Here is a 16189-nt window from a genome sequence, read left to right on the forward strand (position 1 = left end):
GCTGCTGGAACGCACCGTGTTCGAGGTGAAGCGCGTCATCGTCGGGCAGGACCGGCTGGTGGAGCGCATGCTCGTCGGGCTGCTGGCGAAGGGGCACCTGCTGCTCGAAGGCGTGCCCGGGGTCGCGAAGACGCTGGCGGTCGAGACGTTCGCGCGCGTCGTGGGCGGTTCTTTCTCCCGCGTGCAGTTCACTCCCGACCTGGTGCCCGCCGACATCCTCGGCACGCGCATCTACCGCCAGGGCGCCGAGCGCTTCGACGTCGAGCTGGGCCCGGTCGTGGCGAACTTCGTGCTCGCCGACGAGATCAACCGCGCCCCGGCGAAGGTGCAGTCGGCGATGCTCGAGGTGATGGCCGAGCGGCACGTGTCGATCGGCGGCAAGACCTTCCCGATGCCCGATCCGTTCCTCGTGCTGGCCACGCAGAACCCGATCGAGAACGAGGGCGTCTACCCGCTGCCGGAAGCCCAGCGCGACCGGTTCCTGTTCAAGATCCTGGTCGAGTACCCCTCCGCCGAGGAGGAGCGCGAGATCATCTACCGGATGGGCGTCACGCCGCCGGAACCGCACGAGGTGCTGAGCCCGGCGGAGCTGGTGCGGCTGCAGGGCGTCGCGTCGCAGGTGTTCGTGCACCACGCGCTGGTCGACTACGTCGTGCGGCTCGTGCTCACCACGCGCACCCCGAACGACCACGGGCTTTCCGACGTCGCGGGCTGGGTGTCCTACGGGGCCTCGCCGCGCGCGAGCCTCGGCATCATCGCCGCGGCGCGGGCGCTGGCGCTCGTGCGCGGCCGCGACTACGTGCTCCCGCAGGACGTCGTCGACGTCGTGCCGGACGTGCTGCGGCACCGCCTCGTGCTGTCCTACGACGCGCTGGCCGACGGCGTCCCGGTGGACCACATCGTCACCCGCGTGCTGCAGACCGTGCCGCTGCCGCAGGTTTCGGCCCGGCCGCAGGGCGGCGCCGGCCCCGTGCCGGCGGGCGCGCCCGTCAGGTAACGGCGTGGCTGGCACCTCCTCGAAAGACCCGGGCGGACGGCCCGGCTGGGCCCCGCCGATCCTGCGCGGCGAGCGGATGGAAGCGGGGCTGCGCACCCTCGAACTCGAGGTGCGCCGCCGCCTCGACGGACTGCTCCAGGGCAACCACCTCGGGCTCGTCCCGGGCCCGGGGTCCGAGCCCGGCGAAGCCCGGCCGTACCAGCCCGGCGACGACGTGCGCCGGATGGACTGGGCGGTCACCGCGCGCACGACGACGCCGCACATCCGCGAGACGGTCGCCGACCGCGAGCTGGAGACGTGGGTCGTCGCGGACATGTCGGCGAGCCTCGACTTCGGCACCGCGCTGTGCGAGAAACGCGACCTGGTCGTCTGCGCGACCGCGGCGGTCGCGCACCTGACCGGCGGCGGCGGGAACCGCATCGGCGCGCTCGTGTCCAACGGCGAGGGCATCACCCGGCTCCCCGCGCGCGGTGGGCTTCCGCACGCCCGCGGCCTGGTGCGGCGGCTCGCCGAGACGCCCCGTGCCCCCGAGGGCGTCCGCGGCGATTTGGCCGGTGCGCTGGAAAAGCTGCGCCGTCCGCCGCGGCGGCGCGGTCTCGCGGTGGTGCTGTCCGACTTCCTCGGCCCGATGGACTGGGAGCGCCCGCTGCGCGCGCTCGCCGGGCGGCACGAGCTGATCGCGATCGAGATCATCGACCCGCGCGACGTGGACCTGCCGGACGTCGGCACCGTCGTGCTGGCCGACCCGGAGACCGGACGGCAGCGCGAGGTGCACGCTTCGGCGTTGCTGCGCAAGGAATTCGGCGCGGCGGCGAACGCGCACCGGCAGGCGGTCGCGGCCGCGCTGCGCCGGGCCGGGGCGGCGCATCTGGTGCTGCGCACCGATTCCGACTGGATCGCGGACATGGTGCGGTTCGTGGTCGCCCGCAAGCGCCGCTGGTCGGGAGGGGTCGCGTGAGCACGCCCGCGACCGCCGCCCGGACGACCGGTAAGGAGGCGACGGCATGAGCCTCGCCGGATTCAGTTCCCCGTGGTGGTTCCTGCTGCTGATCGCGGTCGCCGCGGTGGCGGCCGCGTACGTGCTGTCGCAGCGGCAGCGCCGCCGCCGGGTGATGCGGTTCGCGAACCTCGAACTGCTGGAGAAGGTCGCGCCCAAGGCGCAGGGCTGGATCCGGCACGTGCCCGCGGTGCTGATCGTGCTGTCGCTGCTGTTCCTGACGGTTTCGCTGGCCGGTCCGACGGCCGAGCAGAAGGTCCCGCGCAACCGGGCGACGGTCATGCTGGTGATCGACGTGTCGCTGTCGATGGAAGCCACCGACGTCGCCCCGACGCGGCTGAAGGCGGCTCAGGACGCGGCGAAACAGTTCGCGCAGAACATGACGCCGGGCGTCAACCTGGGCCTGATCTCCTTCGCCGGAACCGCGACCGTGCTGGTCAACCCCACCACGGACCGGGCGGGCGTGACGAAGGCGATCGACAACCTCAAGCTCGCGCAGTCCACCGCCACCGGCGAAGGCATTTACGCGGCGATGCAGTCGATCCAGAGCTTCTCGGCGGTGGTCGGCGGCGCGGACGGGCCGCCGCCCGCGCGGATCGTGCTGATGAGCGACGGCAAGCAGACGGTGCCGGAAGACCTGTACGCCCCCCGCGGCGCGTACACGGCGGCGCAGGCGGCGAAGCAGGCGCAGATGCCGATCTCGTCGATTTCGTTCGGCACCGAGCACGGGTCGGTCGACATCGAGGGCAAACAGCAGGACGTCCGCGTGGACGACGAGTCGCTGCGCGAGATCGCCCGGCTGTCCGGAGGAGAGTTCTACAAGGCAGCGAGCGCGGACGAGCTGAAACGCGTGTACGCCGACTTGGGGGAGCAGATCGGGTACGAGCTGAAGAACGCGGACGCGAGCAAGCCGTGGGTGGTGCTGGGGACGATCATCCTCATGGCCGGGGCGGCTACCGCGCTGGTGTTCGGCCAGAGATTGCCGTAACAGGCTCGGCGGCCTGCCACGCGCCCGGCCGCACCCCGGTTGCCTTGCGGAAGAACACCGAGAAGTTGGACGCGTCGGGAAAGCCGAGCGTGCGGGCGCAGGCGGCCGCGGTGAGCCGGTCGTGCGCGAGGAGCCGTTTGGCTTCCAGGACGATCCGGTCGACGACGTATGCCTTCGCGGTGCGTCCGGTGGCCTGCTGCACGGCCCTGGTGAGGGTGCGGGGCGAGTAACCGAGCGTCCAGGCGTAGTAGCCGGCGTCGTGATGTTCCCGGAAATGCGCTTCGACGCTGGACTGGAACCGCCGGAACACCGGATTGACCGGCCGGGCTTCGGCAGGGCGGGGTCGGAGCCGGGCGAGGAGCGCGGAGAGCAGGATCTCGGGCAGCTCTGCCGGGATGTCACCGGGCGGCGCGGATGTTTCGAGGACGAGATGGTCGCGCGCGGCGGCGACGAACGGCCAGTCCGCGGCGGGAATGGCCCAGCGCGCGGCCAGGTCCGGGGACGCGGCGAGTTCCCGGGTGGCGCGGGTGACCGGCGCGGTCGGCACGAACAGCACGACCTGTCCCGTCACGTCGGCGATGTCGTCCCACCGGTGCACTGCTCCAGGCGCGACCCACACCGCGGATCGCTCCTGGAGCGGGTGCTGGAGGAAGTCCACGGTGACGGAACCGTGTCCGGCATCGACTACGGCGAGGACGTGGAAGTCGGCACGCTGGGTCCCGCCGTCGTTCAGCTCGCGAAGGCGGTCGAACGTCATCGTCTCGACACTGGCGGCGCGCCGCCCGGCGGGCTGGTAGGTCATCTGCCGGATCCCGGTCACCTGTCCAGTTTTCACCATGAGCCGACCAGTCCTGCCGATGCCCCGGCGTCGCGGAAGGGATTCCATGGAGGCATCGGAAAACCCTGCCGCACACCACTGATCGAAAGGGCCACTATGACCACGACGCAACAGCAGCTACTGCCCGCTTACGACCATCGGCCGGGGACCGGGCCGACCCTGGTGTTCCTGCACTACTGGGGCGGCTCCGCCCGCACCTGGGACCTCGTCGTAGACCGTCTCGCGGGACGCGACATGCTCACTGTCGACTTCCGCGGCTGGAGCCGCTCGAAGCACCTGGCGGGCCCTTACACTCTTCGCCAGCTCGCGGACGACACGCTCGCCGTGATCGCCGATGCGGGCGTCACCGACTACGTCCTCGTCGGACATTCCATGGGCGGCAAGGTCGCGCAACTCGTCGCGGCGGCCCGGCCCGACGGACTCCGCGGAATCGTTCTCGTCGGCCCCGCCCCGGCGAAGCCCGCCGCCGAGGTCACTCCCACGTACCGGGAAGGCCTTTCCCATGCCTACGACTCCGCCGAGTCCGTCGCCAGCGCACGGGAGCACATCCTGACCGCGACCGAGCTGTCCGAGCCGGTCAAGGCGCAGATCGCGACCGACTCGCGGGCCAGTGCCGACGCCGCGCGCACGGAGTGGCCGCTGCGCGGCATCGCGGAGGACATCAGCGAACACACCCGCAGGATCAGCGTCCCCGCCCTCGTGGTCGCCGGAGAGAACGACCAGGTCGAGCCGGTCGACATCCTCGTCGACAACCTGGTGCCCTACCTTTCCGGAGCGAACCTCGCGGTGCTTCCGAAAACCGGCCACCTGATCCCGCTGGAAGCTCCGGCGGAACTCGCCGACGCGATCACGGCCTTCGCACCTGCCGCCGGATCAGCTACGGCGTCGTGAAGCCGTTCTGCCGCCAGCCCTCGTAGACGGCGATGGCGGCCGTGTTCGCGAGGTTCAGCGACCGGTTGTTCGGCAGCATCGGCAACCGCAGCCGGTCGGTGACCTCCGCGGCCCGCTGAACCTCGTCCGGCAGCCCGGCGGATTCCGGCCCGAACATCAGCACATCGCCGGGTGCGTAAGAAACATCGGTGTACAGCCGGGTCGCGGTCGCGCTGAACGCATACACCTTCGCGGGCAGGAGGACTTGCCACGCCGCGGCCAGATCAGCGTGCACGTGGACCCGCGCGAGGTCGTGGTAATCCAGCCCGGCCCGGCGGAGCTGCTTGTCCTCCAAGGTGAATCCCAGCGGCTCGACCAGGTGCAGCTCGCATCCGGTGTTCGCGGCCAGCCGGATCGCGTTGCCGGTGTTGGGCGGGATTTCGGGGCGGTAGAAGAGAACTCGGAACATCACGCCGCCTCGGGAAGGTACTTGGCGTAGGCCGCGCGCACCTCCGGCGGCGGCTCCGCCTTGCGGTAATTGGCGGTGTCCACGAACACGTACCGCAGTCGGATCTCGGTCGTCACCGTGCCGTCGCGGCGGATTTCCTGCTCGAACTGCATCGACGTGGTGCCCTGGTGCACGAGGTACACGGCGACCACCAGTTCGTCGTCGTAACGGCAGGGCGCGATATACCGCAGATGCGACTCGGCGACCACCAGGTCGACCCCGGTGGCGAGCAGCCCGTCGTGCGAACCGAACAGTGCTCTCTCCACCTCGAACGCCGCCATGTCCGCGTAGGCCAGGTAATGCGCGTTGAAGACGATCCCCTGGCCGTCGCATTCGTGATAGCGCACGCGGAGGGGCATTTCGACGAGAGGTCGGCGTTCGGTCACCCGACCAATCTAGCGATCAGCCGTGCAGGGCGCGGTAGGTGTCGGCCGCCCCCGGGTGCAGCGGGACGGGGTGGGTGCCGATCAGGGTGCGCACGTCGAGGAACTGCGTCCCGACAGCTTGCGCGGGCACGAGTTCGGCGGCTCGTTCAACGAGTACCCGCACCACAGCGGCAGCGACGTCGAACGGCAGCTTAGGCGAGCAGACCAAGAGGTTCGCCACCCCGATCGTCCCGAGCGCGCCCACCCCGCGGTAGGCCCCGGCAGGCACCTGCACCTGCTCGTACAGCGGCCCGTACGCCTTGCGCAGCTGCGGGAGCACCGACGCGAGCGGGATGAGCGAGAGCGGCGTCGTGCGGTTGAGGTCGGCGAGTGCGGGGGTCGGGATGCCGCCGGACCAGAGGAACGCGTCGATCCGGCGGTCGTGCAGGGCGGCGACCGCGTCGTTCAGCGGCAGGTGCTGGGCTTGGACCGGGATGTTGCTCGCGGCGAAGACCCGTTCGCCCAGCTGCGCGGCACCGGACCGGCTCGCGCCGACTGAGATCGGGCGGCCGGCCAGGGAACGCAGGTCGGTGAGGCGGTCCTCGGCGCGGACGACCAGCTGCAGATAGTTCTCGTAGACGCGGCCGAGTGCTTGCAGCGGAACGGGTTTCCCGAACGGTGTGCCGCCGGTAATGGCGGATTGCGCGACGTCCGCGAGGGCCAGGCCGAAGTCGGCCGTTCCGTCTTGGACGCGTTGCACGTTCTCGACGCTCGCCTCGGTGGGGAGCGCGCTGCAGTGCAAGCGCGGTTCAGCGCGCGACACCTCGGCGGCCAGAACTTCCGCGAAGGCCAGATAGAACCCGCCGGGTTCGCCGGACGCGATGGTGATCTTCCGCTCCGGGCCGCGGTAAGTGTCGTCGCAGGCGGCGAGCGTCAGGGCGAGGCCGCCGAGGAGGGCGGCGCGGCGGGTGACTGTCATGGGGTCACCGCCGCGGGCAGCGTGATCCGGACTTGCAAGCCGTGCGGTTCGACCGCGCGCAGCTCCAGAACCCCGCCCCGGGCACGGGTTTGCTCGCGGGCGATGGCCAAGCCGAGGCCGGTCCCGCGCGGTGCGCCGTCGCCGCCCGCGCGCCAGAATCGTTCGGTGGCCCGGGCGAGGTCCTCCGGCGGGAGACCGGGACCGTCGTCGGTGACGATCAGCGTGACACTGTCCGGAGTGGACTCCCAAGCGGCGGTGATGGTCGCTCCCTGACCGGCGTGGTGGACGGCGTTGTCCAGCAGGACATCGAGAATCTGCGCCAGTTCGCTCTCCGGCGTGTGCACCAGCAGCGGCTCAGTATGCCCCTCGCACGGCACGAGGGTCGCGCCGGCTTCGTCGGCGGACAACCGCCAAGCGTCGACCCGTTCCGCTACGACCGCGGCCAGGTCGGCGGGCTCGTCATCAGCGCGCGCGGCCAGCCGGGTCGCGGTGCTTTCCGCGGTGGCCAGCGCGAGCAGGCCGTCGAGAATGCGTTCCAGCCGTTCGACTTCCGCCACCGTCGCCTCGTACGCCGGGCGGTTTTCGACCTCGGTGCCGAGCAGTTCGAGCCGGAGCCGCAGCGCGGCCATCGGGTTCCGCAGCTGGTGCGAGGTGTCCGCGACGAGCCGCTGCTGCTGGTTCGCCGATTCGACCACGGCGTCGGACATCCGGTTCACCGACGCGGCGAGCGACCGCAGCTCGCGCGGCCCGGACCGTTCCGGCACCTGCGCCCGGCGTCCGCCCGCCACGGCCAGCACGCCGGTTTCCAGCTCCACCAGCGGCCGCACCATCCACCGCGACAGCAGGACCGCGAGCAGCACGAACAGCGCCGCGACCACCATCGCCCCGGTCGCGATCGCGCTCCACGCCGCGCCGACGTCGGCCGCCGCGGCGGTCACCGACGCGCGCAGCAGGACCACGCCGGAGACGCGCGTCCCGGTGCCGACCGGGCGCGCGAACAGCACCGGAGCGTCCGACCACGGCCGGATCCGCTCGACCGGCGAGTCCGGCTGGTTCCGCAGCGTCGCCTCGATGAGGGCCCGCGCGGCCGGATCGCTGCTGGTCAGCCCGCCGGTTTCGACGAGCGGCCGCCGCTGCGCGTCGACGATCAGCACGCCTTCGCTGTATAACGACGAATACTGCCGCGCGTCGGCGTTCAACGCGGTCGCGTCGCCGGAATCGACCGCCTGTTGCGCGAGCACCACGAAGCGGTCGACGTCGCTGCTGCGAGAAATCACCAATTGCTGGGTCCGCTGGTCGGCGGTCGCGGACAGGAGAGGGACGGCGAATGCCGCCACGACGGCGAGCGCGAGCGTGACCAGGACGGCCAGCAGGCGAGTGCGCACCGGGTCAGCCCCGGCCGAGCCGGTAGCCGAAGCCGCGGATCGTGGTGAGCAGGCCGGGCCGGTCGAGCTTCGCGCGCAGCTGGGTCATGTGGACGTCGAGCGAGCGCGAAACCGCGAGGTACGCGTCGCCCCACACCTCGTCCATCAGCTGCTGGCGGCTCACCGCGGTGCCGGGCCGCGCGGCGAGCACCGCCAGCACGGCGAATTCCTTGGTGGTCAGCCCGATGTCCCGGCCGCCGGCCACGACGCGGCGGGCGGCCAGGTCGATCTCGACGTCCTCGATCCGCACCACCGGGTCTTTCGGGGCGGGGGAGGAGCTGCCCGCGCGCCGCGCCACGGCGTCCATCCGGGCCAGCAGTTCGGCCATCCGCACCGGTTTCGCCAGGTAGTCGTCCGCGCCGAAGCGCAGCGCCCGGACCACCGAGCGCTCGTCGTCGCGCGCGGTCAGCACGATCACCGGCACCGGCGACACCTGCCGGATCTTGCGCAGGACGTCGAGCCCGTCGAGATCCGGCAGGCCGAGGTCGAGCAGCAGCAGGTCCGCGTCCCGGTGCCGGGTGAGGGCGTCCGAGCCGCGGCCGACCGACGAGACGGAGTGGCCGTGCGCTTGCAGCGTTTCGGCGAGTGCCCGGGCGACCCCGGTGTCGTCCTCGACGAGCAGCACGCGCACGGCCGTCCTCCTGATCAGTCCTCGCCGCGTTCGAGAGCGGACGAACGCGAAGTTTCCCGCATTGTCGCGTACACGACGAGCGACACGAGGACGCAGCCCGCGACGTACCAGAAGAAGAGCGATTCGTGCCCCGCCTTCTTCAGCGCCTGGGCGATCAGCTCTGCGGTCCCGCCGAAGATCGCGACGGTGAGCGCGTAGGGCAGGCCGACGCCGATCGCGCGGATCCGGGTCGGGAACAGCTCGGCCTTCACGATCGCGTTGATCGAGGTGTAGCCGGTCACGATCACCAGCGCGCCGAGCAGCAGCAGGAATGCGAGGAACGGCTGGCTGGTGCGCGCCATCAGCGTCATGATCGGCACGGTCAGCAGGGTGCCCGCGATCCCGAAGAACATCAGCAGCTTCCGGCGGCCGATCCGGTCCGACAGCCGTCCGGCCAGCGGCTGCAGGATCGCGAAGACCAGCAGCGCGAGGAACATGATCACGGTGACCGTGCGCCGCGGGATGTGCGCGGTGTTCTCCAGGAACTTCTGCGTGTAGGTCGCGTAGGTGTAGAACGCGACCGTGCCGCCGAGCGTCAGGCCGACGACCAGCAGGATCTCGCGCGGGTACTTCACGAGCTGGCGCAGCGTCCCGCGCTCGCCCTTGCCGGTTTCCGCGCCCTCGGTCACCCGCTGGTAGCTCTCCGACTCGTCCATCGACCGCCGCAGCGCCATCACGATCACCGCCGCGAGCGCGCCGACAACGAACGCGATCCGCCAGCCCCAATCGCCCATCTGCTTGTCGGTGAGCACGCTCTGCAGGATCAGCTGCAGCCCCAGCGCCAGCAGCTGCCCGCCGACGAGCGTCACGTACTGGAAGCTGGAGTAGAAGCCGCGCTTGCCGGGAGTGGCCACTTCGGACAGGTACGTCGCCGAGGTGGAGTATTCGCCGCCGACCGAAAGCCCTTGCAGCAGCCGGGAAAACACCAGCAGGATCGGCGCCGCGATGCCGATCGTCGAGTAGCCCGGCGTCACCGCGATGAGCAGCGAACCGGCCGCCATCATCGAAACCGAGAGCACGAGCGCGGAACGGCGTCCGTAGCGGTCGGCGAACCGGCCGAGCAGCCAGCCGCCGAGCGGGCGCATGAGGAATCCGACGGCGAAGACCGCCGCGGTGTTGAGGAACTGCGCGGTGGCGTCGCCGCCGGGGAAGAACGCCTTCGCGAAATAGACGGTGAACGCGGAATAGGCGTACCAGTCGTACCACTCGACGAGATTGCCGATCGAGCCGCGCAGCACGTTGCCGACCACGCGCCGCTCGTCCCGCGCCGAGCCGGCGTCCTGGATCCGGGTAGTCATCCTTGACCTCCTGTGTCGCGACTCACGGTGACCAACCGGGCAGTAACCATCAAGGTCGAGACGCGGTTCCTTACCGTCGCTTAGGACGGGAGTGCCGGATGCGCCGCCGGTCAGCCCAGCCGATAGCCTCAGGCGGGCGCAACCGCGAAGACGACGAGGAGAACGCAGTGGGACGGTCGGTCTTGGTCACCGGCGGCAACCGTGGGATCGGGCTGGCGATCGCCCGCGACCTCGCGGAGCAGGGCCACCGGGTCGCGGTGACGCACCGCGGGTCCGGCGCGCCGGAGGGGCTGTTCGGCGTGCAGGCCGACGTCACCGACGCCGAGCAGGTGGACACGGCGTTCAAGCTCGTGGAGGAGCACCAGGGTCCGGTCGAGGTCCTGGTGTCCAACGCCGGGCTCACCGACGACACGCTGCTCATGCGGATGTCGGAGGAGCAGTTCGAGCGCGTGCTGAACGCGAACCTCACCGGAGCGTTCCGCGTCGCCAAGCGGGCCTCGCGCGGCATGCTGCGCGCCCGCTGGGGCCGGTTCGTGTTCATCTCGTCCGTGGTGGGCCTTTCCGGCTCGGCCGGGCAGGCGAACTACGCCGCCTCGAAGGCGGGCCTGGTCGGCTTCGCGCGTTCGCTCGCGCGGGAGCTGGGCTCGCGCAACATCACCGCGAACGTGGTGGCTCCCGGTTTCGTGCACACCGACATGACCGACGCGCTCAGCGAGGAGCGGCGCAAGGAGATCCTCGCCAACGTCCCGTCCGGCCGCTACGCCGAACCGGCCGAGATCGCCGCCGCGGTCCGGTACCTGTCCTCGGACGAGGCGGGCTACGTCAACGGCGCGGTGCTGCCCGTCGACGGCGGCCTCGGCCTCGGCCACTGACTCTTTTCCCGAGAAGACCACCCACGACCTGGAGGACGTGTTGCCCGGATTGCTCGAAGGCAAGCGGCTGCTGATCACCGGCGTCATCACCGACGCCTCGCTCGCGTTCCACGCGGCCCGCATCGCCCAGCAGGAGGGCGCGAAGGTCGTGCTCACCGGCTTCGGACGGCTGTCGCTGGTGGAGCGCATCGCCAAGCGGCTGCCCGAGCCCGCCCCGGTGCTGGAACTGGACGTCACGAACCAGGAGCACCTCGACTCGCTGGCCGACCGCGTCCGCGAGCACGTCGACGGCCTCGACGGCGTCCTGCACTCGATCGGCTTCGCGCCGCAGAGCTGCCTCGGCGCGCCGTTCCTGGACGCGCCCAGCGACGACGTGAAGGTCGCGGTGGACGTCTCGGCGTTCTCGTTCAAGTCGCTCGCCGTCGCCACGCTGCCGCTGCTCGGCCGCGGAGCCTCGATCGTCGGCATGGACTTCGACGCGCGCGTCGCGTGGCCGGTCTACAACTGGATGGGCGTCGCGAAGGCCGCGCTCGAGTCGGTGAACCGGTACCTGGCCAAGGAACTCGGCCCGCAGGGCATCCGGGTCAACCTCGTCAGCGCCGGCCCGATGAAGACCATGGCCGCCAAGTCGATCCCCGGCTTCGGCGAACTCGAAGGCGGCTGGGACGGCCGCGCGCCGCTCGGCTGGGACTCCGCGGACCCGGAGCCGACCGCCAAGACGGTGTGCGCGGTGCTGTCGGACTGGCTGCCCGCGACCACTGGTTCGATGATCATGGTCGACGGCGGGGTGCACGCGCTCGGCATCTGAGCTGGTTTGGCGATGGCCCCGCGGGAGTGTTTCCCGCGGGGCCATTCCCTTTTAGACAGTCGCCAGTTCTGGTGTGTTGTCGCGATGGTGCAGGCGCAGCGCGTACGTGAGAGCGGCCAGCGCGAGTGCTCCGAGTGCGACGCTCACCCAGGCGACGCTGGAGAAGCCGAGCCCGGCGCTGATCGTCGTGCCGCCGAGCCAGGGGCCGACGGTGTTTCCTACGTTGAAGGCGGACGTCGTGCTTGCGCCGACGAGTGTGGAGGTGCCGCCTGCCTCGGCGTAGGCGCGCACGTTGAGCGCTGGGTTCGCGGCGAATCCCGCTGCGCCGAGGACGAGTACTGCGGCCACTGCGACGACTGGGTTGGTGGCGAAGGCGAGAGCGACGAGGGCGGCGACGGCGATGCCGAGGCTGCCGTAGAGCGTTGCGAACGGGTAGGCGTCGGCTAGTTTGCCGCCCGCGAAAATGCCGATTACCGCGCCGCCGCCGAAGAGCGAGAGCACTACTGGGACGGCGGATTCGGGCAGTCCGGCGACGGAGACCAGCAAGGGCGCGAGGTAGCTGAACGTCGCGAAGACCATTGCTTGCAGGAGTGCGATCACGCCTAGCGCGAGCCACAGTCGGCTGCGGCGGAACACGCGCAGTTCTTCGGCGATTCGAGGTGCTTCGGTTTGCTTTGTGGTGCGCGGGACTGAGAGCAGGACGGCGAGGGCGGCTACGACGGTCAGTGCGGCTACTGCCCAGAAGGCGCTTCGCCAGCCTGCGTGCTGGCCGAGGAGGGTTCCTGCTGGGACGCCTACGACGTTCGCGATGGTGAGGCCGCCGACCAGGACTGCGAGGGCTTGGCCGCGGCGGGCTTCCGGGACGAGGTTGACGGTGGTTGCGGCGGCTACTGCCCAGAATCCGGCGCAGGCGATCGCGCTGATGATGCGGGTGGCGAAGAGGATGGCGTAACCGTCTGCGGTGGCGGCGATCAGGTGTGCTGCGGCGAAGACGATGAGGAGGCCTAGGAGGGTGGTTCGGCGGGGGAGTCGGAGGGTGGTGATGGCCAGGAGCGGGGCGCCGACGACCATGCCGATGGCGAAGGCGGAGATCAGGAGGCCTGCGTCGGGGATGGTGACGTGCAGGTCGGAGGCCATGCCGGGGAGGAGGCCGGTGATCATGAACTCGGAGGTGCCCAGCGCGAAGATGCTGAGGCCGAGCACGAAGACGGCTAGGGGCACGAGGGGGCTCTCTTTCTGGAATCGGTAGTACAGAATGGGGGTGAGGGCGGCGGTGGCCTCGTTTTGGGCTTGGGGTTCGGCTCGTCGCCCTGGCGGGCGACATTGCCGTCCCCTGGTTGCGTGGGGCACCCCGAATTTTCATTGTGCTGACGGTCGGTAGGTGCTTGTCAAGGCGGGAAAGATGCCTTGACAAGCACCTACCGACCGCAGGGCGGCTTTGTATCGGGGTTGGGGGAGGGGCTGGGTGCCCCCGGAGTTGGGTGCGTCGGCGGCGGTGTTTTTGGGGTGGGGCTTGCGCCCCAATGTGGCATTGGGTGCGTGTGGCGCACCCAATGTGGCGTTCGTTGCGTGGGATGCACCCAATGCCGCATTGGGTGCATTCGCGTGAGTGGGGAGAGGGCTAAAGGTGGCTTCGGGTGCTGGCGGCTCGGTGGTTAACGCCTGGCGACTGCGCTTGCCGCGATTTCCGCTACTGAGGTCAGTGCCTCGCGTTCCGCGCCGCGTCTGGACATGGTTCGGAGTCCGGAGATGGTGGCGTGGATGAAGTTCGCGATGTCGGCGGCGTCGCGGTCGCGGGTGACGCTGCCGTCTGCCTGTCCGGTGCGGGCGAAGTGCACCAAGGCTGACAGGTGTGCTTCCGTGTCCGCGTTTACTTGCGCCGCGAATTCCGGGTCTGTGGTGCCGAATTCGGCGATCGTGTTCACCATCAGGCAACCGCGTCTGCCGTTTTCCAGTTCGTCGTCGATGGTGGAAGTGAGGAGCAGGCGGATGGCGCCCAGTCCGTCTGGGGCGCTGTCCATTAAGGATTCCCGCAGTCGGATGCCGCGGTGGGAGTAGTGGTCCAGTACGCGCCGGAACAGTTCGTGTTTGCTGGAGAACGTGTTGTAGATGCTGCTGCGACCTAGTCCGGTGGCGGCGCAGAGTTCCTCGGTCGAGGTCGCTTCGTATCCTCGCGCCCAGAAGGCATTCATGGCACCTTCGAGCGCTTCGGTCTCGTCGAACTCTCGTGGCCTCGGCATGTCCACCACGCTAACACATTTTAGATAGGTCAGTACACAACTGGGCCGCCGAGGCGTGCGGAGCGCCACAGGGGCAGGATGGAGCACCGTGGGTTACGACGCGTTGCTATGGCTTTCGTTCGGCGGTCCGGAGGGGCCCGACGAGGTGATGCCGTTCCTGGAGAACGTCACCCGGGGCCGGGGAGTGCCGCGGGAGCGGTTGCTCGAGGTTGCTGAGCACTACCAGCACTTCGGCGGGGTCTCGCCGATCAACCGGCTCAACCGGGCCGCGATCGCGGCGGTCGAGAAGCAGTTCGCGGCGGAGAACATCGAGCTTCCGGTGCACTTCGGCAACCGCAACTGGGCGCCGATGGTCGAGGACACTTTGGCCGGGATGAAGGACGCGGGCGTCCGCCGAGCGCTGGTGTTCCCGACGAGCGCGTACGGCGGCTACTCCGCGTGCCGCCAGTACGATGAGGACATCGAACGGGCCCGCGCCGCCGTCGGCGAAGGTGCGCCGGAATTGGTGAAGCTGCGCCAATTCTTCGACCACCCGCTGTTCGTCGCCGCAGTAGCCGACGCAGTCCGCGCAGCCCACGCGAAACTCGGCGACCGCGCCGGCACCCGTACGGTTTTCACCGCTCACTCGATCCCGGAAAGCGCCGACCTGGCCTCCGGCCCCCCTTCCGAGGGCGGCCGCCGCTACTCGAACCAGATCGCCGAAGCCGCGCGCCTCGTTGCTGCCGAAGCAGGAATCGCCGAGTACGACGTCGTCTGGCAGTCGCGCTCCGGTCCGCCGCAGATCCCGTGGCTGGAACCGGACATCGTCGACCACATCGACGCCCTGCACGCCCAGGGGGTGGACTCCGTGGTGGTCAGCCCGATCGGCTTCGTCGCCGACCACCTGGAAGTAATCTGGGACCTGGACAACGAGGCAGCAGACCGAGCCGCCGAACACGGCATGGCCTTCGCCCGCGCCGCCACGCCGGACGCCGACCCGAGGTTCGCGGAAATGGTGGTGGAACTGGTCCGCGAACACCTGGACGATGCCCCCGCCCGGAAACTCTCCCCGTTCCCCGCGGCAGGCTGCACCGTCAACGGCGCCCCCTGCGCAGTCGCCTGCTGCGAACCCCCTCGCCGCCCCACCCGCTGACCTTCGTCACGCCACACGCGCCGCCCGGATAGCGCCCCAATGCCACATTGGGTGCGTCAGACGCACCGAACGCCACATTGGGTGCGTCACATGCACCCAATGCCACATTGGGGCGCTACCCGCACACCGCGCTCCCCACAGCAACCACCCACCCAAACCGCGCAACAAACCGCAGCCGATGCTCCCAACCGCCGGGGGCACCCAGCCCCTCCCCAACCCCGATACAAAGCCGCCCTGCGGTTCGGGGGTGCTTGTCAAGGCATCTTTCCCGCCTTGACAAGCACCCCCGAACCGTCAGCACAATCAAGCTTCGGGGTGCCCCACGCAACCAGGGGACGGCAATGTCGCCCGCCAGGGCGACGAGCCGCCAGGCCCCCTCAAACCTGCCGATCCCCCTGCTCAGCAAAAACCCGAACCGCCTCATTGACGGACGCAGTCCGAGCCCCCCGAACCGCCTCCGCCAACGGCCGCAACGCCTCCGCCCGCCGGTTCACCGCCGAAGCCGACAACGCCCCACCGGGATCATCCGCCTGCGCAACCGCCAGAATCGCCGAAATCTCCTCCGCCCGCTGCAGAACCCGCAACGCCCGCCCAGGGGTCCCTGCAGGCCATTCCACCTGAGGCCGGGCCCGCAAATGCGCCGACAACTCGGCCCGCACCCCAGGCCGGTCGCTCGCCACGTCCAACGCCTGCAACGCCCCCGCACTGGCCCGGATAGCGTCCGTCAACCCGTGCTCAGCATCCGGCAGCGGCTGATACTCCAACGCAACCGGCGCGGGCAGCGAATACACCGTCCACCGCATCAACCCCTCGGCGATCGGCTCCGGCACCAGCCCGAACCCGAGCCCGCCGAGCACCACCGCCTCGCCGCACCGCAACGCCGCCTCGGCGAACGGCCCGCCGCCGCCAAGACCCCGCACATCGCCTGGAACCGGCAGCACGAGCTGAACACTGACCGCTCCCTGCGCCCGCAACGCGAGCAGCAGCTGCACGGGAGTGGCCGCCCGGTGAAAGGCGAGCGGGAGATCGAACGCGTCGGCCGCGGCGGGATCGGCCGCGACCACGTCGTGGGCCTCGGCCCAGTCCTGCAGGGCGTCGAGGACGTCGTCGGACGCCGCGGCCCCGTTCAGCCACGCGGAGGACCAGACGGCGAGGGTCGCACTGGGTCGGCACACGACTGCTCATTTTACCGGTTCCTCCCGC

At 70.2% G+C, this 16189-nt stretch carries 17 protein-coding genes; 7 read left to right on the forward strand and 10 right to left on the reverse strand.

What is annotated here, in order from left to right:
• The first annotated feature begins 1 nt into the window (after position 1).
• The 3 genes from SSMG_RS17785 to SSMG_RS17795 are packed head-to-tail and all read left to right on the forward strand — an operon-like array spanning position 2 to position 2982.
• Positions 2-997, forward strand: coding sequence for a MoxR family ATPase (locus SSMG_RS17785; protein WP_220508231.1), 996 nt, complete (start codon positions 2-4; stop codon positions 995-997).
• A 4-nt stretch (positions 998-1001) separates the two neighbouring features.
• A complete protein-coding gene (locus SSMG_RS17790; protein ID WP_009078097.1) occupies positions 1002-1955 on the forward strand; it encodes a DUF58 domain-containing protein in 954 nt (317 codons plus the stop codon).
• Between the two features lie 46 nt (positions 1956-2001).
• Complete coding sequence (locus tag SSMG_RS17795) at positions 2002-2982, forward strand: VWA domain-containing protein (RefSeq protein ID WP_009078098.1); 981 nt, start codon at positions 2002-2004, stop codon at positions 2980-2982.
• Here the strand turns inward: SSMG_RS17795 and SSMG_RS17800 are convergent.
• The gene (locus tag SSMG_RS17800) at positions 2948-3802 is read right to left on the reverse strand and encodes an AraC family transcriptional regulator (protein ID WP_037717438.1); all 855 of its coding nucleotides are present in this window, start codon (positions 3800-3802) and stop codon (positions 2948-2950) included. The genes SSMG_RS17795 and SSMG_RS17800 overlap by 35 nt on opposite strands.
• Before the next feature lie 114 nt (positions 3803-3916).
• Here SSMG_RS17800 and SSMG_RS17805 point away from each other — a divergent pair, with 114 nt between their 5' ends.
• Entirely contained in the window at positions 3917-4711 is a 795-nt protein-coding gene (locus tag SSMG_RS17805) for an alpha/beta fold hydrolase (RefSeq protein WP_009078099.1), read from the forward strand.
• Here the strand turns inward: SSMG_RS17805 and SSMG_RS17810 are convergent.
• From SSMG_RS17810 to SSMG_RS17835, 6 genes are read right to left on the reverse strand one after another with little or no spacing between them, the layout of a single operon-like run.
• A complete protein-coding gene (locus tag SSMG_RS17810) occupies positions 4698-5159 on the reverse strand; it encodes a tRNA (cytidine(34)-2'-O)-methyltransferase (protein WP_009078101.1) in 462 nt (153 codons plus the stop codon). The genes SSMG_RS17805 and SSMG_RS17810 overlap by 14 nt on opposite strands.
• Positions 5159-5584 carry a thioesterase family protein gene (locus tag SSMG_RS17815; RefSeq protein WP_009078102.1) on the reverse strand — a complete coding sequence of 142 codons (426 nt, stop codon included), beginning with the start codon at positions 5582-5584 and terminating at the stop codon, positions 5159-5161. The genes SSMG_RS17810 and SSMG_RS17815 overlap by 1 nt, the downstream gene beginning before the upstream one ends.
• Before the next feature lie 16 nt (positions 5585-5600).
• Positions 5601-6542, reverse strand: coding sequence for a TAXI family TRAP transporter solute-binding subunit (locus tag SSMG_RS17820; protein WP_009078104.1), 942 nt, complete (start codon positions 6540-6542; stop codon positions 5601-5603).
• Positions 6539-7927, reverse strand: a complete 1389-nt coding sequence (locus tag SSMG_RS17825) for a HAMP domain-containing sensor histidine kinase (protein WP_009078105.1) — start codon at positions 7925-7927, stop codon at positions 6539-6541. Before SSMG_RS17825 ends, SSMG_RS17820 begins: the two co-directional genes overlap by 4 nt.
• Positions 7928-7931: 4 nt before the next feature.
• Entirely contained in the window at positions 7932-8597 is a 666-nt protein-coding gene (locus SSMG_RS17830; RefSeq protein ID WP_037714048.1) for a response regulator transcription factor, read from the reverse strand.
• A gap of 14 nt (positions 8598-8611) precedes the next feature.
• Positions 8612-9934: an MFS transporter gene (locus tag SSMG_RS17835; protein WP_009078107.1), complete on the reverse strand. Its 1323-nt coding sequence runs from the start codon at positions 9932-9934 to the stop codon at positions 8612-8614.
• 167 nt (positions 9935-10101) lie between these two features.
• Here SSMG_RS17835 and fabG point away from each other — a divergent pair, with 167 nt between their 5' ends.
• Together fabG and fabI are read left to right on the forward strand one after the other, a co-directional pair.
• Positions 10102-10806, forward strand: a complete 705-nt coding sequence (gene fabG, locus SSMG_RS17840) for a beta-ketoacyl-ACP reductase (RefSeq protein WP_009078108.1) — start codon at positions 10102-10104, stop codon at positions 10804-10806.
• 40 nt (positions 10807-10846) lie between these two features.
• Positions 10847-11614: an enoyl-ACP reductase FabI gene (gene fabI, locus SSMG_RS17845; RefSeq protein ID WP_009078109.1), complete on the forward strand. Its 768-nt coding sequence runs from the start codon at positions 10847-10849 to the stop codon at positions 11612-11614.
• 51 nt (positions 11615-11665) lie between these two features.
• Here the strand turns inward: fabI and SSMG_RS17850 are convergent, their stop codons facing one another.
• On the reverse strand, positions 11666-12835 hold the full coding sequence (locus SSMG_RS17850) for a Cmx/CmrA family chloramphenicol efflux MFS transporter (protein WP_037714050.1): 1170 nt from the start codon (positions 12833-12835) through the stop codon (positions 11666-11668).
• Between the two features lie 434 nt (positions 12836-13269).
• Positions 13270-13854: a TetR/AcrR family transcriptional regulator gene (locus tag SSMG_RS17855; RefSeq protein ID WP_009078112.1), complete on the reverse strand. Its 585-nt coding sequence runs from the start codon at positions 13852-13854 to the stop codon at positions 13270-13272.
• Positions 13855-13942: 88 nt separating this feature from the next.
• Here SSMG_RS17855 and SSMG_RS17860 point away from each other — a divergent pair, with 88 nt between their 5' ends.
• Positions 13943-14986: a ferrochelatase gene (locus tag SSMG_RS17860; protein ID WP_009078114.1), complete on the forward strand. Its 1044-nt coding sequence runs from the start codon at positions 13943-13945 to the stop codon at positions 14984-14986.
• Positions 14987-15363: 377 nt separating this feature from the next.
• Here SSMG_RS17860 and SSMG_RS17865 read toward each other — a convergent pair whose 3' ends face one another.
• Positions 15364-16161: a hypothetical protein gene (locus SSMG_RS17865; protein WP_037714053.1), complete on the reverse strand. Its 798-nt coding sequence runs from the start codon at positions 16159-16161 to the stop codon at positions 15364-15366.
• Between the last annotated feature and the right edge of the window lie 28 nt (positions 16162-16189).

The sequence above is a fragment of the Streptomyces sp. AA4 genome (assembly GCF_000158875.1).
Classification (GTDB): domain Bacteria; phylum Actinomycetota; class Actinomycetes; order Mycobacteriales; family Pseudonocardiaceae; genus Amycolatopsis.